The following is a 22,104-nucleotide window of genomic DNA, read 5'->3' on the forward strand; positions in this document are numbered from 1 at the left end:
ACCATGATGAGTAAGGGATTTAAACGTATTGCCGCTCTGGCTCTGCTAACGGGTATTCTCGCAGGCTGTGCAGGTGAAGAGGAAGCTGTCCAGATGGCCCCTCTCCCACTGGTGGACAGTCGTTTCGAGCCGACTCTGCAATGGTCTGCATCGGTAGGAGAAGGGGTTGGAAACTATTTCAGCGAACTCAGCCCTGCCTTCGATGAGGGTAAACTTGTTGCTGCGGACCGTGACGGTCTGGTAAAAGCACTGGATGCTGAAAGTGGTAAGGTGCTCTGGTCTGTAAACCTTGGCGATAGTGAGCCAGCATTGCTGTCTGGTGGCATACTCATTGCGGACGGTGCTGTTTATATCGGTACCGAGCGTGGTGTGCTGGTTGCTTTAGATGAAGAAACCGGTGAGCAAAAGTGGCAGGCTAATATCGGCGGCGAGCTCCTGTCTCATCCAGCCTATGATATTGACAGCGGTCTGGTGATTGTCAATTCCAGTAATGGTTCACTGACCGCGGTTGGTGAAGAGTCAGGCCAGGTAAGATGGACAATTCCATCAGAGGTACCGACACTGACGCTACGCGGCAACAGTGCGCCTGTTGTTGCAAGAGGTGGCGTGATGTGGGGGCAGGCAAACGGTCGTATTGCCGCTGCACAATCTGCACAAGGTCAGGTTGCCTGGCAGCGGTCAATTGCCGTGCCTAAAGGTGCAACAGAAATTGACCGCCTTGTTGATGTCGATGCTTCACCCGTGATTGCAGGTGATAGATTATTCGCAATTGGCTACAATGGGCAGCTGGTGTCTTTGGACATCCTTAACGGGCAGCTTAGCTGGCGTCGAAATTACAGCTCTGCAACCAATTTTACCGTCGTAGGTAACCGTATTTTTCTGATCACTGCCAAAGACCATATCGTGGCAGTAGATGCTCGGAGTGGGAACGAACTCTGGAAAAATGCCTCGTTGGAATACAGGTTGCTGACAGCGCCAACCGTGATTGATAATTATATTGTGGTGGGCGACAGCGAAGGCTATCTGCATTGGCTGGACCCGTTTTCTGGTGACTTTGTTGCACAGCAGAAGTTAGATGACAGCGGTATTGCGGTAGCACCCATTGCTCTTGACGATGGTTATCTGACGATGACCCGCAACGGTAAGCTTAAAAAATTCCAGACGCCATAACCTGAAAAGCCAGTGGCGATAAAATTGTTCGGCTCCTGACTGTGAAGGTCAGGAGCCGATGTTATTCATAAGTAGTAAAGAATTTAGAGGTCATTATGATTCCTGTAGTTGCCCTTGTCGGGCGTCCGAATGTTGGGAAATCGACACTCTTCAACCGACTGACGCGTACCCGTGATGCGTTGGTTGCAGATTTTCCGGGATTAACAAGGGATCGTAAATACGGAAAAGCCCATCTGGGTGAGCACGAATTCATTGTTGTCGATACAGGAGGTATTGATGGCACAGAAGAGGGTGTTGAGACCAAAATGGCCGAACAGTCGCTGGCTGCGATTGAAGAGGCTGATGTCGTTTTATTTATGGTTGACGGTCGTTCTGGCCTGACAGTATCGGATGAAGCGATTGCCCAGCATCTCAGGTCACGAGAGAAAACCACGTTTCTCGTCGTCAACAAAGTTGATGGCATTGATGCTGATGCAGCCAGTGCAGAATTCTGGCAACTGGGTATGGAGCATATGTTCCAGATTGCTGCTGCTCATGGCCGTGGCGTCGCGGCATTGATCGACCGTGCACTCAAGCCCGTCGCTGACGAGATGTCAGAAGGTGATGACGAAGAGGATGGTCTGATTGACTTAACCTCAGAGCGTGACAGTGGTACCGACGACGAGGTTCTAACAGAAGAGCAGGCTGAAGACGCCCTGCAACGTCTCCAGAACCAGCCTATCAAATTTGGCATTATTGGCCGTCCGAATGTGGGTAAATCAACACTGACCAACCGAATTCTCGGTGAAGATCGCGTTGTTGTTTACGATATGCCGGGCACTACCCGCGACTCTATATATATTCCTATGGAACGAGATGGCCGAGAATATGTCATCATCGATACTGCGGGTGTTCGTCGACGTAAGCGGGTTAGCGATAAGGTTGAGAAATTCTCTGTTATCCAGACGCTAAAGGCGATTGAAGATTCCAACGTCGTATTGCTGGTGATTGATGCACGTGAAAATATTTCCGATCAGGACCTGAGCCTCTTGGGTTTTGCGTTGAATGCGGGACGTTCTATTGTCATTGTGGTTAACAAGTGGGATGGCCTCGACAGTGATGTAAAAGACCGCGTGAAGTCTGAGCTGGACCGTCGTTTAGGTTTCGTTGACTTTGCCCGTATTCACTTTATCTCTGCACTACATGGTACTGGTGTCGGTCACCTGTTTGAATCTATTCAGGAAGCGTATAAATCGGCAACTCAGCGCGTAGGAACTGCGATGCTGACCCGTATCATGAAAATGGCACAGGATGATCATCAGCCTCCAATGATTCGTGGCCGACGTGTGAAGCTCAAATATGCACACGCAGGTGGCTATAACCCGCCTATCGTCGTTGTTCATGGCAACATGGTGAGAGAACTGCCAGATTCGTACAAACGATATTTGATGAACTACTACCGTAAATCATTGGAAATTGTTGGTACGCCGATTCGTATTCAGTTCCAGAGTAGTGATAATCCATTTGAGAACAAAAAAGAAAAACTGACTGTTTCTCAGACTCGTCAGCGAAAACGCATGATGGATATGGTAAAAAATCGAAATAAAAAGTAAATATTCGACGAAAGCCCGGCACTTATGCCGGGCTTTTTTGTATCTAAAGAGAGAAAACGGCAAGAATCATCGAAAATATCAAAGATCAGCAAGTGTCATTTACAATTTAAAGTGATCTATATCACTTTTGTTGTGATACGAAAGGATCTTGTTGCGGGAGCTTTTAACCAGCATTTAAGTTGTTGAAATTATCATCACTGAATTCATCACTTCAATTTATAAAAAGCTTAAATGTGGCTTTTAAAAACTAAAAATTAGTTTTTTATCCTTTTAAAAATCCAAATGCAGAATATGTAACTTATGCTTTCGGCATATGTGTTGATAAATATTCTTTTGAGGGGAGATCGCTGAACATTGGGCATTAACGGGTTGGATCGAGGGATCCATCGATGATCCTGTTAATGCATGTCACATTTTTTCTGCTGGTAAAAGAGCACAGTAAATCGTCATAAACACAAAGAGTTTATGACGTAATCACTTAAAAAACTGAGGTGAAAGGGAGAAATTGTGTAGAAGTACCAAATACTGCAAACAGGACAAAGTATCGTTTAGAGTACTTTTGACCTTACTTTCCCATCAGGAAGTATAGAAACTAATGTATCCCCCTCTGATACATCATTGACCGAACGAATAACACTGCCTTTTGCAGACTGAGTCACCGAGAACCCGCGGGATAAGGTTGCAAGTGGACTGACGGCATCTAAGGTTTCCATTTTTAAAGAAAGTGCATGGCGCTCAGCGGTCATCTTTCTGTTCATTGCATCTTGAAGACGCTGCTGTATCAAGGCTAATTTACTGTGCTGCTGCTGAACAGTATTCGCTGGAGAATGGAGAAGCAGTGCTTGATGACTTCGTTCAATGTGCTGTGTTTCACGTTGCATGCGTTGCTGTATTGAACGCTCCAGCCTCATCGTGAGTGTATCCACCTGCTGCTGTTGACGTTCAATCTGTTTCTTTGGGTCTTGCATAGCCAGTCTATGCTGCAACTGGGTCAGGTGTTTGTTATGTTCCTGAATGTAGCGTTCAGTATAAAATTCCAATGCCTCAACATGTTGTTGTAACTGTTGAATTCTTGTTCCGGTATCCCGACTGACCAATTCAGCCGCTGCTGAAGGGGTTGGGGCTCGGACATCGGCGACAAAATCGGCTATGGTAACATCCACTTCATGGCCCACCGCACTTACAATAGGAATTTGACTGGCAGCGATAGTACGGGCAACGATTTCCTCATTAAAGCACCATAGGTCTTCCATCGAGCCTCCACCACGGCCAACAATCAGCACATCACACTCATTACGTGTATTTGCTCTGCCGATAGCCTGTGCGATTTCAATCGCAGCTCCTTCACCTTGTACCAACGTGGGATAAATAATGACCGATAAGGAAGGGTCACGACGCCTCAACACCTGAAGAATATCGTGTAGGGCAGCTCCCGTTTTTGATGTCACTATGCCGACACACTTTGGCTGCTCAGGCAAAGTGCTTTTTTCCGAGGCAGCAAAAAGCCCTTCTGCGGCTAGCTTCATCTTCAGCTTTTCAAATTGCTGTTTTAGACGTCCTTCGCCCTCAGGCTGCATGCTTTCAATAACGAGCTGATAATCGCCTCGCGGCTCGTACAAAGAGAGGCGCGCCCGCACGAGTACCTGGCTGCCGTTGGCTGGCTTAAACGTCACACGACGGTTATTTCCGCGAAACATTGCACACTTAGCCTGTGCCTGACTATCCTTCAAAGTGAAGTACCAATGACCTGAAGTGGGAATGGTCAGATTGGAGATTTCACCAACCAGCCACACGATACCCATTTCATTTTCGAGGACTCTACGCACTTCTGCATTGAGGTGAGAAACCGTATATATGCGGCTGTTGCTGTCAGTATTCACGAGGACTAAAAACCGAAATTTGCTGTTAATAGGTGCATGTTACTTAGCTGAATTTTTTATGCCAAACGTTTTCGTAAAAATGTATAGCCAAACGTTTGCGCCATGAGTATAATGCGGCGGCAATATTTTAGTCCCCTTAAACAATCAATTGGCGTGAGATATTGCGATGTTACGAATAGCTAAAGAAGCTTTGACCTTTGACGACGTTCTGCTCGTCCCTGCACATTCCACCGTTTTGCCTAACACTGCTGACCTTCGCACGCGTCTGACAAAAACCATCACGCTTAATATTCCTATGCTGTCTGCTTCTATGGATACAGTGACAGAAGCGCGTCTTGCTATTGCTCTGGCACAGGAAGGTGGTATCGGTTTTATTCACAAAAATATGTCGATTGAACAACAGGCTGAGCAAGTTCGTCTGGTGAAGATCTTTGAGGCCGGTGTCGTCTCTAACCCTGTGACTGTGACCCCTGATCAAACCATCGAACAAGTGAAATCACTGACACATAAACATGGTTTCGCCGGTTTCCCAGTGGTAACAGCCGCTAATGAACTCGTCGGTATTATCACAGGCCGTGATGTTCGCTTTGTTACCGACCTGAGCAAGTCGGTTGAGGAAGTGATGACACCTAAAGACCGTTTGGCGACCGTTCAGGAAGGCGCAAGCCATGCAGAAGTTCAGCAACTGATGCAAAAACACCGGGTAGAAAAAATCTTGGTAGTGAATGCGGATCATCATCTTAGTGGCATGATCACGGCAAAGGACTTCCAGAAAGCAGAACGCAAACCTAATGCATGTAAAGATGAGTTAGGCCGTTTACGTGTCGGCGCAGCCATTGGTGCTGGCGCAGGTAACGAAGAGCGTGTAAAAGCGCTGGTTGAAGCTGGCGTTGACGTCCTGCTGGTTGACTCTTCTCATGGCCACTCTGAGGGTGTTCTGCAACGTCTACGTGAAACCCGAGAGGCATTCCCTGACCTGCAAATCATTGGCGGTAACGTCGCAACAGCAGAGGGTGCCCGCGCACTAATCGAAGCTGGCGTAAACGCAGTAAAAGTAGGTATCGGTCCAGGCTCTATCTGTACCACGCGTATCGTGACGGGTGTGGGCGTTCCGCAAATCACGGCGATATCTGACGCTGCTGCGGTTGCCAATGAATACGATATTCCTGTTATCGCTGACGGCGGCATTCGCTTCTCTGGCGATATGGCGAAAGCAATTGCTGCTGGCGCATCATGTGTGATGGTGGGTTCAATGTTTGCCGGTACGGAAGAATCGCCGGGTGAAGTTGAGCTTTATCAAGGCCGTTCATACAAATCATACCGCGGTATGGGTTCACTGGGTGCCATGTCTAAAGGTTCATCTGACCGTTACTTCCAAAGCGATAATGCTGCTGACAAGCTTGTTCCTGAAGGTATCGAAGGTCGCGTTGCTTATAAAGGCCGCCTGAAAGAGATTGTTCATCAGCAGATGGGTGGACTGCGCTCTTGTATGGGTCTGACAGGATCTGACACCATCGAAGCACTGAGAACCAAAGCAGAGTTTGTTCGCATTACTGGTGCGGGTATGAGCGAGTCACACGCCCACGACGTGACTATCACCAAAGAAGCACCAAACTACCGTCTGGGTCAGTAACTCTCCTACTGACACCTAATTTTAAAGGGGCGCATCTGATGCGCCTCTTCATCAATTCTTAATTGAGAACTGCAGAAATGACCAAAAATATTCACGATCAACGAATTCTAATCCTCGACTTCGGCTCCCAGTACACACAACTGATTGCCCGCCGTATTCGGGAAATTGGTGTGTATTGTGAACTCTGGAGCTGGGATGTCGACGAGCAGGATATCCGTGACTTTAATCCGAACGGTATTATTCTCTCTGGTGGCCCTGAGAGTGTGACTGAGGACAACTCGCCACGTGCGCCAGAATACGTTTTCACTGCTGGTGTTCCAGTATTGGGCGTTTGTTATGGCATGCAAACCATGTCAGAGCAGCTGGGCGGAAAAGTATCAGGTTCTGATGAGCGTGAGTTTGGTTATGCGCAGGTGACTGTTCATAAGCCGGGTAGTCTGTTTGAAGGTATTGAAGATGCTCTGGCTGATGACGGTAAAGCCTTGCTGGACGTGTGGATGAGCCATGGTGACAAAGTGGTTGAGATCCCAGCTGACTTCCATACGGTTGCTTCAACAGATACTTGTCCATTTGCCGCAATGGCAAATGATGAGAAACGTTTTTACGGCGTGCAGTTCCACCCAGAAGTGACGCATACTCGCCAGGGCCTGCGCATGCTGGAGCGTTTCGTCATTGATATCTGTGGTTGTGAGAAACTGTGGACTTCAGCATCAATCATTGAAGATGCGGTTGAGCGTATCAAAGAGCAAGTGGGTGACGATGAAGTGATCCTCGGCTTGTCAGGTGGTGTTGACTCATCTGTTGTTGCGATGCTGATTCACCGCGCAATCGGCGATCGTCTGACTTGTGTCTTTGTCGACAACGGCCTTCTGCGACTCAACGAAGCCGAGCAGGTTATGGATATGTTTGGTGACCACTTTGGTCTGAACATTGTTCACGTTGATGCGGAACAGCGTTTCCTGTCTGCGCTTGAGGGTATTTCAGACCCAGAAGCTAAGCGTAAGAAAATTGGTCACGTTTTTGTTGATGTCTTTGATGAAGAATCGAAGAAACTGAAAAATGCTAAATGGCTGGCTCAGGGCACCATCTATCCTGACGTCATTGAATCAGCTGCATCGAAAACGGGCAAAGCGCATGTGATCAAATCTCACCACAACGTTGGCGGTCTGCCTGACGACATGGAAATGGGACTGGTTGAGCCGCTGAAAGAGCTGTTTAAAGATGAAGTACGTAAGATTGGCCTCGAGTTAGGCCTGCCTTACAACATGCTTTATCGTCACCCGTTCCCGGGACCAGGTCTGGGCGTACGTGTTCTGGGTGAAGTGAAGAAAGAGTACTGTGATCTTCTCCGACGTGCTGATGCTATTTTCATCGAAGAGTTGCACAATGCAGACCTTTACAACAAGGTATCTCAGGCATTTACTGTCTTTCTCCCTGTGCGTTCTGTCGGTGTAATGGGCGATGGTCGTAAGTACGACTGGGTTGTTTCATTGCGTGCTGTTGAGACTATCGACTTCATGACTGCGCACTGGGCACACCTGCCATATGATTTCCTTGGTAAGGTATCCAACCGCATCATCAATGAAATCGATGGTATCAGCCGTGTGGTTTACGATATCTCGGGTAAACCACCTGCAACGATTGAGTGGGAATAAAACCCACAATTTGTTTAAGTTCGGCTGCCATTTGAGCGTGAAATACTGTTGAGGCAGTCGAACTGGATAGCTAGAAGATCGGGTATGTGAAAGCCATTGTTTTTACTGCCCGTTTCCTTTCAAAACTACCTACATACCAAGGTGGCTTTCTCGGCTGTCTTTTTGAACATCATTCCCCGTGTAAAGGTTTCCTCTTCCCCGTTTTTTTTAAAAAGATAATCAGGCAAATACAACCGCCCTGATTCTGCCTGATATCTCGTCATGGCAGTCTGTCACTTCCTGTTATCAATGCAGCGGTGAGCCGTTTAAGTGTCAGTAAATTCACTTACGTATTTTTTATAAACTGTAAAAATTTGGCATCGAGGGTAGGTTACATCGGTTTAAATATAGAGAAACCAAAGAGGCACAAAAGGCTAACAATCCCACCCAGCAAAGTGCAAATATTTATCATTTGAAACAATTTGCAAAACATTATTTTTATTTAAGTTTAATTTAAAGATTAATATAAATTTAACATAATAGTTCTTAATGATAGATTTAATTGGTTTTATATTTTGATATATATTTAATATATAGTTTTAAATGCTAATTTATCATCTATTATAAATATATAAATCTTAACACTTTTGATTTTATCTCTTTTACTCTAACCCCTGCTTTTGCTAGTTTCAGTTGAAAGGACGACAGTAAACTCTATCGAGAGGGCAGTACGATTATGAGTGAAATGACCCATGCCGCACCCAAGAATCGGGGTGCGATTGCATTCATCGAAAAAGTAGGAAAAAAAATCCCGGATCCCGTCATTATTTTTATGTCACTTTTTGTTGTGGCTCTGGGACTGACAGCATTTATTGGCGGACATGAATTTCAGACTGTCAGTGCAAGTGGAGAGGCAGTCACACACAGTGTGAAAAATATGCTGGACACGGAAAATGTTCGTTGGATGTTCAGCAACGCGATTTTGACCAACTGGCTGGCATTTGGTCACGGCGTATTAGGTGTGATTTTGATTGTCATGCTGGGTGTGGGCATTGCAGAAAACTCAGGTCTTTTGGGTGCGGTGATCAAGAGCCTTGGTCTTCGCCTAAATGCACGCTGGTTACCTATGCTTTTGGTCTTCCTTGGTATCATGAGCTCAATTGCGACCGATGCGGGGTATCTGGTGCTTATCCCTCTGGCGGGGATGCTCTACGCTGGCGTGGGTAAAAACCCACTGATAGGTATGGCTGCGGCATTTGCAGGTGTATCTGCAGGGTTTAGTGCCAACCTGTTACCCGCTACACCTATTGACGTGATCATTGGTATGAACGCACGCATTTTTGCTGAGGCACAGGGCGTTCCTTTCACTAATGCACAAGGTGAACCTCTTAATCCAGCGACCATGCACTATACGTTTATCTTTGTTTCGACCTTTATGTTGGCTGGACTGGGTGCTTGGGTAACCAAACGTTTTGTTGCGCCACGTCTTGATGCGATGTCTTATCAACTGCCAGAAGATCTCGATGTTGGTGAGTTCAAAGTCACGGACAATGAGCGTAAGGGTCTACGCAGTGCAGGACTTGGTCTGCTGTTATCCGCAGCGGCGATTGTTGGTCTGGCAGTCGGCCCTCTGGCAACTTATGTCAACGATGCTGGTCGCGAAGTGACACCATATCTTGATAATGTGATCCTACTGATTGCGATGGTGTTTGCTGTAACGGGCCTGTTCTATGGCTTTGCAACAGGCAAGTTTAAAACCAAGCAGGATGTTGTGAATGCTATGGTGAAGCAGATGAACACCATGGGATATATTCTGGTTCTGACCTTCTTCAGTAATAACTTTCTTGCTGTCCTGAGCTACTCTGGTCTGGGTGTGTATGTCACTTATCTTGGTGCCACGGGCTTGAGCTCACTGGGATTAGAAAACTATCCTGTATTACTTATCATTGGTTTCATTCTGACAACAGCATTGATCAACCTGTTTGTTGGTGGCTTGACGTCTAAGTGGATGCTATTAGGGCCTATCTTCATTCCTATGCTGTATCAGGTTAATCCAGATATGACGCCTGACATGGTTGCGGCAGCTTATCGTGTAGCGGATTCATCGACTAACATCATCACACCAATGATGACCTATGCAGGTGTTATCCTTGCATTCATGCGCAAATATAAGCCAGACCTGAGCTTTGGTGATGTGATTGCAATGATGGTTCCATACTCGGCTGCATTCCTGACGGTTTGGACCACCCTGTTAATTTTCTTCTTTACCTTTGAAATCCCATTGGGTTTCTAGGAAGTCAGAAATAAAAAACCCGGCAAACGACGCCGGGTTTTTTATTTGTCTCCACTTAGTCCAGCAAATACTTTGCATGGAACCTCAAGTGGTCCTCGATAAAGCTGGAGATAAAGTAGTAGCTGTGGTCGTAGCCTGGCTGCATACGGATCTCCACCGGATATCCAGCCATCTCCGCCGCCGCTTGCAAGCGTTCAGGTTTCAGCTGCTCCTCGAGGAAGGAGTCTGCATCACCCTGATCAACAAGCATGGGGAGGTGGCCTTCGGCCTTTTTAATCAATTCGCAACTGTCGTACTGTTCCCAGCTTTTTTTGTCTTCGCCAAGGTAATTGGTAAAGGCTTTTTGTCCCCAAGGCACATTCATTGGATTCGCAATGGGCGCGAAAGCGGATACAGATTTATATGCTTCCGGGTTTTTTAATGCAATGGTCAGAGCGCCGTGTCCACCCATGCTATGGCCAGTAATCGCTTTTACATGACTCACAGGGAAGTGAGATTCCACCACAACAGGCAATTCTTTTACTACGTAGTCATACATGTGGTAGAAGCGATTCCATGGCGCTTCCGTTGCATTAAGGTAGAAGCCCGCGCCAATGCCAAAATCATAGGCGCCTTCCGGATCATCTGGAATGCTGTCACCACGCGGACTGGTGTCTGGTGCAACAATAGCAATACCCAGTTCAGCAGCAATCCTGTGTGCTCCTGATTTTTGCATGACATTTTCGTCGGTGCAGGTTAAACCGGATAGGAAATAGAGAACGGGGACTTTATTGGTTTCTGAGGCTTGCGGCGGAAGATAGATAGCGAACCTCATGTTGCAGTGTAAGGTTCTGGACGTGTGAACGTACTGTTTGTGCCAACCGCCAAAGCTACGGTTACTGCTGGTACTTTCTAAACTCATAACTTTTTATTCTCAAGTCTGGCGGGGGCGATTGCCCCCACCCGAAATTTATGTTTTATACATTGTAGTGGATCACAGTACGAATACTTTTTCCTTCATGCATCAGGTCAAAAGCTTCATTGACGTTTTCGAGTTCCATGGTGTGTGTGATGAAATCATCCAGCTTAAACTCACCAGCCATATAGCGGTCAACAATCTCAGGCAGCTCGGAGCGGCCTTTTACACCACCAAACGCAGAGCCGCGCCACACACGTCCGGTGACTAGCTGGAAGGGGCGGGTAGAGATCTCCTGACCGGCTCCTGCAACCCCAATGATCACAGATTCCCCCCAGCCTTTGTGACAACATTCGAGCGCAGAGCGCATGACATTCACATTACCAATACACTCGAAGGAGAAATCAACACCACCGTCAGTCATTTCAACAATGACATCCTGAATTGGCTTATCGAAGTTTTTCGGGTTGATGCAGTCGGTTGCGCCAAGTTTTTTCGCTAGGTCAAATTTACTTTCGTTAAGATCAACACCTATGATGCGGCTGGCACCTGCCATGGTGGCACCAATGATGGCTGACAGACCGATACCACCTAAACCGAAGATGGCAACAGTGTCGCCCTCCTTTACTTTAGCTGTTTTTAATACGGCACCCATACCGGTTGTGACGCCGCAACCCAGCAGACAGACTTCTTCCAACGGTGCGTCTTTATTTACTTTAGCCAGTGAAATTTCAGGCAGAACAGTATACTCAGAGAACGTTGAGCATCCCATGTAGTGGTAAATAGGCTGACCGTCCTTGTAGAAACGGGTGGTGCCGTCTGGCATCAGACCTTTACCCTGAGTTTCACGTATGCGCTGACACAGGTTGGTTTTACCTGATGTGCAGAACTTACAGGTACCACACTCAGGTGTGTAAAGAGGAATAACATGATCACCGACAGACACACTTGTCACGCCTTCGCCAACCTGCTCAACAATGCCGCCACCTTCATGACCGAGAATAGCGGGGAAAATACCCTCGGGATCATCACCAGATAAGGTAAATGCATCAGTATGACACACCCCTGTTGCAACGATTCTTACCAGCACTTCTCCTGCTTTGGGTAACATAACATCGACTTCCTCGATGCTCAGTGGCTTGCCCGCTTCCCATGCAATTGCAGCTTTGGATTTTATAAACTGTTCAGTCATGATTTGTGCTCGCTGTATTGATACGGTGATACATATTTGTTCACACTAGCTTAAAATTATTACCCGCTTTGTTCCGTTTTTGACACAGAATGATATGCGTGTGTTTGTATCTTTTAAGTATATTTATTTCTCATAAGATGATAATTACCTATATTGTCAATTCACTTTTACTCAGAGGTAATAATGGTTACATGGCAAGGTGTTAATGAATTTGTCGCTGTAGCTGAAGCAGGCAGTTTTACCAAAGCGTCTGAACGGGTTGGCGCATCGACAGCACACGTCAGTCGGCAAATTAGTTTGCTGGAAGAGCGCCTCAATGTAAGGCTCTTTATGCGGACCACTCGCAGTGTGTCTCTTACTCCTGAGGGGCGAGCTTATTATCAGCACTGCAGGGTGTTGGTTGAAGGCCTCAAGGAAGCTGAAACTATGCTCAGCGATTTGAAGGAGACACCGTCGGGATCTATCAAAATGACAGCTCCAGTGACTTATGGAGAGCAGGTGGTGATGCCTATGGTTGTCGAGTATATGCGTCAATACCCGGATGTCAGTATCGAAGTTGTCCTGTCGAATAAGCCGCTGGATTTAGTTGAGACAGGGTGTGATATTGCTATCAGACTCGGACGATTGACAGATTCCTCTATGGTGGCAAAAAAGCTGGCAACCCGCCGGTTGATCACTTGTGCGTCACCTCATTATCTCGCTCAGCGGGGAACACCACATACAATCTCAGAGCTTGATCTACATAATTGTCTCTGTGGCTACAGAGAGTACTGGCGTTTTCGTGAAAACGGAACTGAGAGAAATATTCGTGTCTCTGGCAGTCTTCGCTGTAACAGTGGTCTTGCACTGTGTGATGCGGCGAAAAATAGTCTCGGTATCATTCAATTGCCTGACTACTATGTGGATTCGGCAATACAATCTGGCGAGTTGACTCACGTTTTACAGTCTTATCAGGATGATGAAGAGGGCATATGGGCATTGTTTCCTCACCGGCGATTGCAACCACGACGTGTCAGGGCATTGGTCGACTTTTTCGCCCAGCGTTTAAATGAATCTGGAAGTGATATACTCCATGCCGTTTCAAGTTAGATGGTGAACCGAGTGACGGACATAGAACAAAAACAGCATTTTATGCGGCATGCAATGGCGCTGGCCGAAAAGGCAGAGGCCGAAGGTGAAGTTCCAGTAGGAGCCGTTCTTGTACATGAAGGCAAGGTGATTGGTGAGGGTTGGAACCGTCTGATTGGTCAGCATGATGCAACTGCACATGCAGAAATGATGGCTCTCCGCCAAGGGGGCAAAGTATTGTCCAATTATCGTCTGCTTGATGCTGAACTTTATGTGACGCTTGAACCTTGTCCTATGTGTGCCAGTGCAATGGTGCATAGCCGAATTGGTAAGGTTTATTTCGGCGCACCAGACCTCAAAACAGGCGCGGCAGGAAGTACTATGAATCTACTCAGCTATGATGGCGTCAATCACCATGTTGAGAGTGAGGGAGGCCTGCTTGAGGAGGAATGTCGTCATCAGCTACAAGCTTTTTTCAAACGACGCCGGGCAGAAAAAAAAGCAGAAAAGCAGGCCAGGAAAGCTAAGAGCGGTGATATTTAGCCAATATGGTTGTGTGATTAGAAGCCACTATCAAGCATTTCAAATTCTCTGAGAGAATAAGTACGCTGACGCCACAAGACTTTTTTGTGCATATTCGAGCGCATTCTCTTACGTCGATTTGCCGCCATCATCGAGCTTCGGTTAAAACTGGATCTGGTCTTTCCTCGGGATGAGAACATAGCTCGGGTTCCATTTGTCAAAGCGAGAGCCTAAGCGCTCCTGCATGGTTAACGTTCTTTCACTTTATACTCATGGCCTGTGACTAAATCATGACAGTACTGACGTTATATCAAGGCAATAAACAGAAGGTCACAAGGTTAAGCGAAAACGTTTTATAAAATGAGGGAACTGCGTTTTTCAGTACTCCCTAATGTGATGCCAAGCTCGACAGAGTGATTAATCACCTATCGGGTAGCGGTGGCGCTTTATTCTGTTTCGTTTGTTGATTTTTCAGTGGTGATTTTGGAGGAGCAGAACTGTAACTGCTTCCCTTAGCTGTTGACTTACGGACCGTTGGTTTCTGGTCACTTTTCTTAATAACAGGCTCTGCTTGGGCCACTTCTGAATTGCCGTTGGCTTCAACGTCCATGTCTAGAGACTGGCTAAGTTGATCACCGACCTCTCCAGTATTCTGCTGCTGTTTCTGAGGTTGTGCTTCTGGTTTAGTTGTCTTTTCAGCTTTTGTCGGGGCTTTACTTTCGGCCTTGGGCGATTTTTTAACGACCGTGGTTTTCGTCGCAGTGCTCGCTTTGTCTTTGGTTACTGCTGTCGCCTTTGGTTTTTCAGTCGGTTTGTCTTTTTTCGGCGCTTTGGGCTGCTTCTCGACATCAGCTTTAGCCACTTTCTTCGTATCTGAGGCGCCGCTTGCCTTTTTCACTGTCGGTTTGGTATCAGCCTGCTTAATCTCACCTTTCACTTTGGCAGCCGCCGCAGCTGCAGCAACTTCAGGTAATGATGACGCCTCTTCAGGTGTTACATTAATGGTCTTGAGATCGGCAAGATCGCCTGTAGAAACGGGTTGCTCAGCCTCTGCCAGCTGGGACTGTTCATAACCACTGATACTCTGATAGTAACGGCGGATATTTTCGACATAATTCAGCGTCTCGTAACCACGGGCAAAGCCGTAACGGGTTTTGCTGTAGTATTTTCTCTCAGCGAGCATCGGAAGCCGCTTTTTCACATCCCGCCAAGAGTCAGGGTTTGCTCCCTGACTGGCGGTCAGTCTTCTTGCATCCATAAGGTGCCCGAAGCCGACATTGTAAGATGCCAGAGCAAACCAGATTCGCTCGTTTTCATTAACACTGTCCGGGATCCTGCGCACCATTCTTGCCAGATAGGTCGCCCCTCCGCGGATACTCTGCTCAGGATCAAGACGATTTTTCACGCCAACATCTTTTGCCGTTGGCTTGGTCAGCATCATCATCCCCCGAACACCTGTTGGTGAGACAGCACGAGGATTCCAATGAGATTCCTGATAAGAGAGTGCAGCCAGCAGGCGCCAGTCAAACTCTGCAGCATACTTCTTGAACAGAGGTTCCCACTTTGGCAGTTTCTTCTCAATTGCTCTTAGAAAGGCTCTGGTATCGACAAAGTCGAAATTACCAACATGACCAAAGTATTTTTCTTCCAGTTGCGCAAGTTCACCGTTTTTCTTTATTTTGCCAAAAAACTCGATCATCAATGCGTAAACGCTATCGTCGGTCTGTTTTTTCATGAACCACGAAATGGGTTCATCTTCTGAAAGTTCAAGCGCAACAGCTATGTTTGGATGGGTACGTTGGATCAAGGCGATATCGACTGAGTCCGCGATAGTAAAATCGACGCTGCCATCTGACACCTTTTTCAACAATTCATCATCGTCGGTGTCTGTCACACTGTCCCAGACCAGATTGGGGTAGGTCTGCTGAAGGTCTTCCAACGTGAGTTCATGGCTAGAACTGTTGACCACAGCAATACTGGTCCCCTCTTTGGTCAGATCTTTGACTTTCCTCGGATGCCAGTGACCGTTTTTATAGACCAGTTGCTGACTGACAAAGTAGTAGGCAGGGCCGGCACGAAACGCATCCATTCGATCCCGAGTGACGGTCAGACCAGCGGCAATAATATCGACATCGCCTCGTTCAAGGGCAGGAAAAAGACCAGAGAGGGTATAGGCAGGTTGCATTTCGAGCTGAAGTCCCAGACTGTCAGCAAAGCGTTGCGCCAATTCAAAGTCGAGTCCGGTAGGGCCGTCGCGGTCTATGTAGTACGAAAGCTGATTATTAAGCGTGCCAACACGCAGCACACCACGGTCCCGGATTTTTTCTAACTGCGTTCGATCATCATAATCCCACTGACAGCCAGTCAAAACAGCAATCAATGAAATAAACATAAGTGTATGAAAAAAATGGTTGAGAGATCTGGTCTTCAAAAAGGTTGCTCACTTATATTTTGTTTCCCCATTTATACCAGAGCGGCAGGGCTGCGGAAAGTTCACCCCTCTGATCTGTGCGTTACAATGACAGAGCACGCATTTTTATAGCAAGATAAAAAAATCACGCAAACGGTTGCGGCAGGTGTTACCTCAGTTGGACTTTTACCCTATAATGGCGCCCGCAAGGTGCGAATGCGGTAAAAAAAGTGGTATTGACGTGACCTGATCTGCTCCGGGATAGCCCGCAATCAGGTGGTCAGGCCAATATTCCTTTGATCAACCGCTAACGAGAGATGTACGCACATGGAAATTTTGCGTGGTTCCCCCGCTTTGTCCGAATTCCGAATTAATAAGCTGATGGAAAGCTGCCGGGAACTCGGTCTGCCTGTTTCTGGTATTTATGCAGAATACGTCCATTTTGCCGATTTAGCTTCACCGCTGAGTGATGAAGAGCATGAGATGTTATCTCAACTGCTGACTTATGGACCAACCATTGAGGAACATCAACAAACCGGCTCGCTTTACCTTGTGACGCCGCGTCCAGGCACTATCTCTCCCTGGTCTTCCAAAGCAACAGATATTGCACACAACTGTGGTCTATCACAAATCAAACGCCTTGAGCGCGGTACGGCTTTTTATATTGAGTCTGAACAGCCCCTCAATGCGGGACAGGAAACTGCGTTAAAAGGTCTGATTCACGACCGCATGATGGAAAGCACATTCCTCGAACTAACTGACGCCCAGCAACTGTTCACAGAAGCGACACCTGCGCCCCTTACGCCAGTTGATATTCTATCGGGTGGCCGCGAGGCACTTGTGGCTGCAAATACTGAATTGGGACTGGCGCTGGCGGAAGACGAGATAGACTATCTGGTTGAGAGCTTTACCCGCCTGGGCCGAAATCCAAATGATATCGAGCTGATGATGTTTGCACAGGCAAACTCTGAGCACTGTCGTCATAAAATCTTCAATGCTGATTGGACAATCGACGGTATTGAGCAGGGCAAATCGCTGTTCAAAATGATCCAAAATACCTATGAGAAGAACAGCTCTCACGTCCTTTCTGCATACAAAGATAATGCCGCCGTCATGACGGGCTCTGAAGTAGGCCGTTTCTTCCCTGACCCTGAATCACGTCAATATAACTACCATCAGGAAGATGCCCATATTCTGATGAAGGTGGAAACTCACAACCACCCAACAGCCATATCTCCTTGGCCGGGCGCATCAACTGGCTCTGGCGGCGAGATCCGCGATGAAGGCGCAACAGGCATTGGCGGAAAACCTAAAGCAGGTCTGGTCGGTTTTACGGTATCAAACCTTCGCATCCCCGGTTTTGAGCAACCGTGGGAAACCAATTATGGTAAGCCTGAGCGCATTGTAAATGCACTGGATATTATGCTTGAGGGCCCTCTGGGTGGCGCAGCATTTAATAACGAATTTGGCCGTCCAAACTTATTGGGCTATTTCCGTACCTATGAAGAAAAAGTCACTTCACACAATGGTGAGGAAGTCCGTGGTTACCATAAGCCAATCATGATCGCTGGTGGTATGGGCAACATCCGTGACGAGCATGTGCAGAAGAGAGAGATCCCCGTCGGTGCGAAACTGATTGTGCTGGGTGGTCCTGCAATGAATATCGGTCTCGGTGGCGGTGCTGCATCATCAATGGCGTCAGGCCAGTCTGCTGAAGATCTGGACTTTGCCTCTGTACAGCGTGAAAACCCTGAAATGGAACGTCGTTGTCAGGAAGTCATTGACCGGTGCTGGCAGATGGGCGAAGAAAACCCGATAGCCTTTATCCACGATGTGGGCGCGGGTGGTATCTCCAATGCATTGCCTGAGCTGGTAGACGATGGCGAGCGCGGGGGTAAATTCCAGCTACGCAACGTACCGAACGATGAGCCGGGCATGTCACCACTTGAGATCTGGTGTAACGAGTCGCAGGAACGTTATGTCATGGCGGTCGCGCCAGAGAATATGGATGTATTTGATGCAATCTGCAAGCGTGAGCGTGCGCCATATGCCGTGGTGGGTGAAGCAACAGAAGAACGTCATCTGACACTGGAAGACAGCCACTTCGATAATACGCCGATCGATATGCCGATGGATATTTTGCTTGGCAAACCACCTAAAATGCACCGCGATGTCGAGAGCAAGAAAGTCGAGGGTATTGCACTTGACCGTACAGGTATCGATATTGAAGAGGCGACCAAACGTGTTCTTCGTTTGCCTTCAGTTGCTGAAAAAACCTTCCTCGTAACCATTGGTGACCGTTCAGTGACAGGTCTTGTTGCGCGTGACCAGATGGTAGGTCCATGGCAGGTGCCAGTGGCAAACTGTGCCGTCACTGCAGCAAGTTATGACAGCTATCATGGCGAGGCTATGTCCATGGGCGAGCGCACCCCGGTAGCATTGCTAGATTTTGCAGCCTCTGCCCGTCTGGCGGTTGCCGAGTCGCTGACGAATATTGCTTGTTCGGATATTGGAGATCTGAACCGGATTAAACTCTCTGCCAACTGGATGGCAGCAGCAGGCCATCCGGGTGAAGATGCTGGCCTTTATGAAGCAGTAAAAGCTGTCGGTGAAGAGCTTTGCCCTGAACTGGACTTGACCATTCCTGTGGGTAAAGACTCTATGTCGATGAAAACCCGCTGGCAGGAAAATGGTGAAGACAAAGAAAACACGGCACCTTTGTCGCTGGTTATTACTGCGTTTGGCCGTGTTGAAGATATTCGTAAAACCGTCACGCCACAGCTTCGCACTGATAAAGGTGATTCTGTTCTGGTACTTATTGATCTTGGACAGGGACAAAACCGACTTGGTGCCACCGCACTGGCGCAGGTCTACAAGCAATTGGGAGATAAGCCTGCTGACGTTGATAACCCAGCTTTACTAAAGGGTTTCTTCAATGCTGTCCAAGGGCTGGTGCGGGAAGAGAAGTTGCTGGCTTATCATGACCGTGGTGACGGTGGCCTTTATGTCACTCTGACCGAGATGGCATTCGCAGGCCATACTGGCGTAGAGGTTGATATCAATACACTGTCTGCTGACGGAGAGTGTCATGACAGTCTTGCAGCCTTGTTCAATGAAGAGCTTGGTGCAGTGATTCAGGTGAAAGCTGACGATCTGGATCAGGTACTGTCATCACTGGCCTCTCACGGTCTTGAAACATGCAGCCACGTTATCGGTACCTTATCGGACGAAGATGTTGTTCGTATTTGGAACGGTGACGAGTGTGTGATTGAGCAAAATCGGACTGAACTTCGCAGCATCTGGGCAGAAACGACGTATCAGATGCAGGCGATGCGTGATAACCCGTCTTGCGCCAAACAAGAATTCGATGCCAAAGCTGACCTGACTGATCCGGGCTTAAAAGCCGACCTGACATTTGATGTTCATCAGGATGTCGCAGCGCCATTTATTGCCATGGGCGCTCGCCCTCAAATGGCTATCATTCGAGAGCAAGGTGTTAACTCTCATGTTGAGATGGCTGCCGCGTTTGACCGTGCAGGGTTTGATTCAACAGACGTTCACATGAGTGACGTGCTGTCAGGGAATGTTGGACTGGAAGAGTTTCATGGTCTGGTTGCCTGTGGTGGATTTTCATACGGCGATGTGCTGGGAGCCGGTGAAGGTTGGGCAAAATCAATTCTGTTCAATGCACAGGCCCGTGACGAATTTGAACGCTTCTTTGGCCGGGACAATACCTTTGCACTTGGCGTCTGCAACGGCTGTCAGATGTTATCTAATCTGAAAGACCTAATCCCCGGTGCTGAGCTTTGGCCTCGCTTTGTCCGAAATGAGTCTGAGCGCTTTGAAGCGCGTTTCAGCCTAGTCGAAGTACAGTCCAGCCCATCTTTGTTCCTCGATGGAATGGCAGGGTCAACCATGCCAATAGCTGTCTCTCACGGTGAAGGACGGGTCGAGGTCAGTGGTGCTGATCATTTAGCGCGTCTTGAGCAGTCAGGCACGATAGCACTTAGATACAGTGATAACTTTGGTAAAGTCACCGAAAGTTACCCTGCGAACCCTAACGGTTCACCAAACGGTATCACAGGCCTGACGACACCTGATGGTCGTGTCACTATTATGATGCCGCACCCAGAGCGCGTGTTCCGTACAGTCGCCAATTCATGGCACCCGGATAGCTGGGGTGAGGACAGTGCTTGGATGCGTATGTTCCGAAATGCACGGGTTAAAATAGGCTAACGCATTGCTTATAAACATGAAAACCGCTGCGCTTGTAGCGGTTTTCTTTTTTTAAGAAGCACCGGAGCTGGGCTTTTGTCAGGTTGCGGTTACAATGACAATATAAGATCACAGTAGGTGGCACCGGGAGATTGTGTCCGACCTGAACGAAAGGGATGAAGAAATGAAAAAGATTGAAGCCATCATAAAGCCGTTCAAACTCGACGATGTTCGTGAGGCACTGGCCGAAGTAGGTATCACGGGGATGACTGTCTCGGAGGTGAAGGGCTTTGGTCGTCAGAAAGGCCATACCGAGCTCTATCGGGGCGCTGAGTATATGGTGGACTTTTTACCCAAAGTGAAACTGGAAATTGTTGTGGCGTCAGACGTGGCTGAACAATGCGTTGAAACTATTATGCAAACTGCTCAAACGGGTAAAATTGGCGACGGGAAGATATTCGTCACCGATATTGAGCGCGTTGTTCGGATTCGTACCGGTGAAGAGGACGAAAACGCTATTTAGTGGTGCAAATGAGTAACAACAAAAAAGAGCGCCAGTGCGCTCTTTTTTTATCTCTAAACCTGTTATTTTTTGAAGCTGTATTGATGAACTGCTGCTCAGCGAGCAGGTGCAACCCGGTAGCGTTCAGGTTTATGATTCATGGTCAGTAACAGGTTAAGAATAATGGCACTGCCAACAGAACAGAAAAGAAGCCACGGACTGACAACAAAAAATGAGGCAACCAAAATGGCACAGTCGATAGCCATCTGAACATTTCCAGCTCTAACACCGAATTTGTCCTGACAGAAGAGAGCAAGGATATTAAAACCACCCAGACTGGCATTGTGACGGAATACTATCAACATACCAACACCGATCAGAAGTCCTGCAATGATCGCGCTGTAGACAGGCGAAAGCCAACTTACGACAAAAAGATTATCAATCATGTCAGCAAAAACTGAGACCAGACTACCAGCAATTAAACTGCGCACTGCAAACTGACGGCCAAACCGCTGCCATGCCATCAGATAAAAAGGCAAATTTAGAACAAAGAATAAGGTGCCGAATGAAAGATCAGTCACTTGGTTGACGAGAAGCGCAAGTCCCGCAATGCCCCCAGATAATAGGCCCGCCTGTTTTAAAAACATGACTCCCTGAGCGACGATAAAAGTACCTGCGAGAATGGCAACCAGATCTTCCTGCCAGCTGTGTTTAATGCTACTACTCAACCTTATTACTCCTTGAAACGCTCAATAGTGTCCAAACTGAAAGAAAATGACATATCTCCTTACTTAAGGACATCGTTGTTTTTGCCAAAAAGTGAGAAGTGACGCTAATAATATCGATAATTTTACATTTTTGCGAACGAACCATCCTCTGTGTAATTTGATATTTACAAAACGTAAAGTCGTTAATTTACACTTTGTTGTGTCTTTGTTACACGACAGGTGGTTTTTTTGGTTTTTTGATGTGCATTTGACTGAAATTAGTCAAACAGGAGATTTGTGCTATCTGATCACCAACATATTTTGTAGAATGCATTTCGCGATTAAACGGGTGACGTAAACGTTTGCGTTGGCGTGAAAACTGGTTTTTTAC

The 22,104-nt window shown here is 47.4% G+C and carries 14 protein-coding genes; 9 read left to right on the forward strand and 5 right to left on the reverse strand.

Features of this window, described 5'->3' with window-relative positions:
* Positions 1-6: 6 nt before the first annotated feature.
* Together bamB and der are read left to right on the forward strand one after the other, a co-directional pair.
* Positions 7-1,170 carry an outer membrane protein assembly factor BamB gene (gene bamB / locus A8L45_RS13415; RefSeq protein ID WP_489886351.1) on the forward strand — a complete coding sequence of 388 codons (1,164 nt, stop codon included), beginning with the start codon at positions 7-9 and terminating at the stop codon, positions 1,168-1,170.
* A gap of 95 nt (positions 1,171-1,265) precedes the next feature.
* Entirely contained in the window at positions 1,266-2,762 is a 1,497-nt protein-coding gene (gene der, locus A8L45_RS13420; RefSeq protein WP_068903103.1) for a ribosome biogenesis GTPase Der, read from the forward strand.
* 548 nt (positions 2,763-3,310) lie between these two features.
* Here der and xseA read toward each other — a convergent pair.
* Complete coding sequence (gene xseA / locus A8L45_RS13425; protein ID WP_068903105.1) at positions 3,311-4,642, reverse strand: exodeoxyribonuclease VII large subunit; 1,332 nt, start codon at positions 4,640-4,642, stop codon at positions 3,311-3,313.
* A gap of 166 nt (positions 4,643-4,808) precedes the next feature.
* On the opposite strand from xseA, the gene guaB reads away from it, so the two are divergent.
* The 3 genes from guaB (at position 4,809) to A8L45_RS13440 (ending at position 10,202) form a co-directional block, all read left to right on the forward strand.
* Positions 4,809-6,275: an IMP dehydrogenase gene (gene guaB, locus A8L45_RS13430; RefSeq protein ID WP_068903108.1), complete on the forward strand. Its 1,467-nt coding sequence runs from the start codon at positions 4,809-4,811 to the stop codon at positions 6,273-6,275.
* Positions 6,276-6,352: 77 nt separating this feature from the next.
* The gene (guaA, locus tag A8L45_RS13435) at positions 6,353-7,930 is read left to right on the forward strand and encodes a glutamine-hydrolyzing GMP synthase (protein WP_068903110.1); all 1,578 of its coding nucleotides are present in this window, start codon (positions 6,353-6,355) and stop codon (positions 7,928-7,930) included.
* A gap of 715 nt (positions 7,931-8,645) precedes the next feature.
* Positions 8,646-10,202: an AbgT family transporter gene (locus tag A8L45_RS13440; protein ID WP_068903112.1), complete on the forward strand. Its 1,557-nt coding sequence runs from the start codon at positions 8,646-8,648 to the stop codon at positions 10,200-10,202.
* A gap of 55 nt (positions 10,203-10,257) precedes the next feature.
* On the opposite strand, the gene fghA is transcribed toward A8L45_RS13440, so the two are convergent.
* On the reverse strand, positions 10,258-11,103 hold the full coding sequence (gene fghA / locus A8L45_RS13445; protein WP_068903114.1) for an S-formylglutathione hydrolase: 846 nt from the start codon (positions 11,101-11,103) through the stop codon (positions 10,258-10,260).
* Positions 11,104-11,158: 55 nt separating this feature from the next.
* Positions 11,159-12,289, reverse strand: coding sequence for an S-(hydroxymethyl)glutathione dehydrogenase/class III alcohol dehydrogenase (locus tag A8L45_RS13450; protein ID WP_068903116.1), 1,131 nt, complete (start codon positions 12,287-12,289; stop codon positions 11,159-11,161).
* 183 nt (positions 12,290-12,472) lie between these two features.
* Between A8L45_RS13450 and A8L45_RS13455 the strand changes: the two genes are divergently transcribed.
* Together A8L45_RS13455 and tadA are read left to right on the forward strand one after the other, a co-directional pair.
* Positions 12,473-13,378 carry a LysR family transcriptional regulator gene (locus A8L45_RS13455; protein ID WP_068903118.1) on the forward strand — a complete coding sequence of 302 codons (906 nt, stop codon included), beginning with the start codon at positions 12,473-12,475 and terminating at the stop codon, positions 13,376-13,378.
* Positions 13,379-13,900 carry a tRNA adenosine(34) deaminase TadA gene (gene tadA, locus A8L45_RS13460; RefSeq protein WP_083228337.1) on the forward strand — a complete coding sequence of 174 codons (522 nt, stop codon included), beginning with the start codon at positions 13,379-13,381 and terminating at the stop codon, positions 13,898-13,900.
* A gap of 400 nt (positions 13,901-14,300) precedes the next feature.
* On the opposite strand, the gene mltF is transcribed toward tadA, so the two are convergent.
* A complete protein-coding gene (mltF, locus tag A8L45_RS13465) occupies positions 14,301-16,271 on the reverse strand; it encodes a membrane-bound lytic murein transglycosylase MltF (RefSeq protein ID WP_083228339.1) in 1,971 nt (656 codons plus the stop codon).
* A 345-nt stretch (positions 16,272-16,616) separates the two neighbouring features.
* On the opposite strand from mltF, the gene purL reads away from it, so the two are divergent.
* Together purL and glnB are read left to right on the forward strand one after the other, a co-directional pair.
* Positions 16,617-20,525 carry a phosphoribosylformylglycinamidine synthase gene (gene purL, locus A8L45_RS13470; protein WP_068903120.1) on the forward strand — a complete coding sequence of 1,303 codons (3,909 nt, stop codon included), beginning with the start codon at positions 16,617-16,619 and terminating at the stop codon, positions 20,523-20,525.
* Positions 20,526-20,688: 163 nt separating this feature from the next.
* Positions 20,689-21,027, forward strand: a complete 339-nt coding sequence (gene glnB, locus A8L45_RS13475; RefSeq protein WP_068903122.1) for a nitrogen regulatory protein P-II — start codon at positions 20,689-20,691, stop codon at positions 21,025-21,027.
* Between the two features lie 95 nt (positions 21,028-21,122).
* On the opposite strand, the gene A8L45_RS13480 is transcribed toward glnB, so the two are convergent.
* On the reverse strand, positions 21,123-21,734 hold the full coding sequence (locus tag A8L45_RS13480) for a YitT family protein (protein ID WP_068903124.1): 612 nt from the start codon (positions 21,732-21,734) through the stop codon (positions 21,123-21,125).
* Positions 21,735-22,104 lie beyond the last annotated feature (370 nt).

This window comes from Veronia pacifica, assembly GCF_001707825.1.
GTDB lineage: Bacteria > Pseudomonadota > Gammaproteobacteria > Enterobacterales > Vibrionaceae > Veronia > Veronia pacifica.

What these genes read in the sequence shown, in the direction of transcription:
- A8L45_RS13455 (WP_068903118.1), top strand. Translation starts at nt 12,473, where the DNA reads ATGGTTACATGGCAAGGTGTTAATGAATTTGTCGCTGTAGCTGAAGCA.
- A8L45_RS13450 (WP_068903116.1), bottom strand. Translation starts at nt 12,289, where the DNA reads ATGACTGAACAGTTTATAAAATCCAAAGCTGCAATTGCATGGGAAGCG.
- bamB (WP_489886351.1), top strand. Translation starts at nt 7, where the DNA reads ATGAGTAAGGGATTTAAACGTATTGCCGCTCTGGCTCTGCTAACGGGT.
- fghA (WP_068903114.1), bottom strand. Translation starts at nt 11,103, where the DNA reads ATGAGTTTAGAAAGTACCAGCAGTAACCGTAGCTTTGGCGGTTGGCAC.
- A8L45_RS13440 (WP_068903112.1), top strand. Translation starts at nt 8,646, where the DNA reads ATGAGTGAAATGACCCATGCCGCACCCAAGAATCGGGGTGCGATTGCA.
- glnB (WP_068903122.1), top strand. Translation starts at nt 20,689, where the DNA reads ATGAAAAAGATTGAAGCCATCATAAAGCCGTTCAAACTCGACGATGTT.
- guaA (WP_068903110.1), top strand. Translation starts at nt 6,353, where the DNA reads ATGACCAAAAATATTCACGATCAACGAATTCTAATCCTCGACTTCGGC.
- guaB (WP_068903108.1), top strand. Translation starts at nt 4,809, where the DNA reads ATGTTACGAATAGCTAAAGAAGCTTTGACCTTTGACGACGTTCTGCTC.
- tadA (WP_083228337.1), top strand. Translation starts at nt 13,379, where the DNA reads ATGGTGAACCGAGTGACGGACATAGAACAAAAACAGCATTTTATGCGG.
- mltF (WP_083228339.1), bottom strand. Translation starts at nt 16,271, where the DNA reads ATGTTTATTTCATTGATTGCTGTTTTGACTGGCTGTCAGTGGGATTAT.
- der (WP_068903103.1), top strand. Translation starts at nt 1,266, where the DNA reads ATGATTCCTGTAGTTGCCCTTGTCGGGCGTCCGAATGTTGGGAAATCG.
- purL (WP_068903120.1), top strand. Translation starts at nt 16,617, where the DNA reads ATGGAAATTTTGCGTGGTTCCCCCGCTTTGTCCGAATTCCGAATTAAT.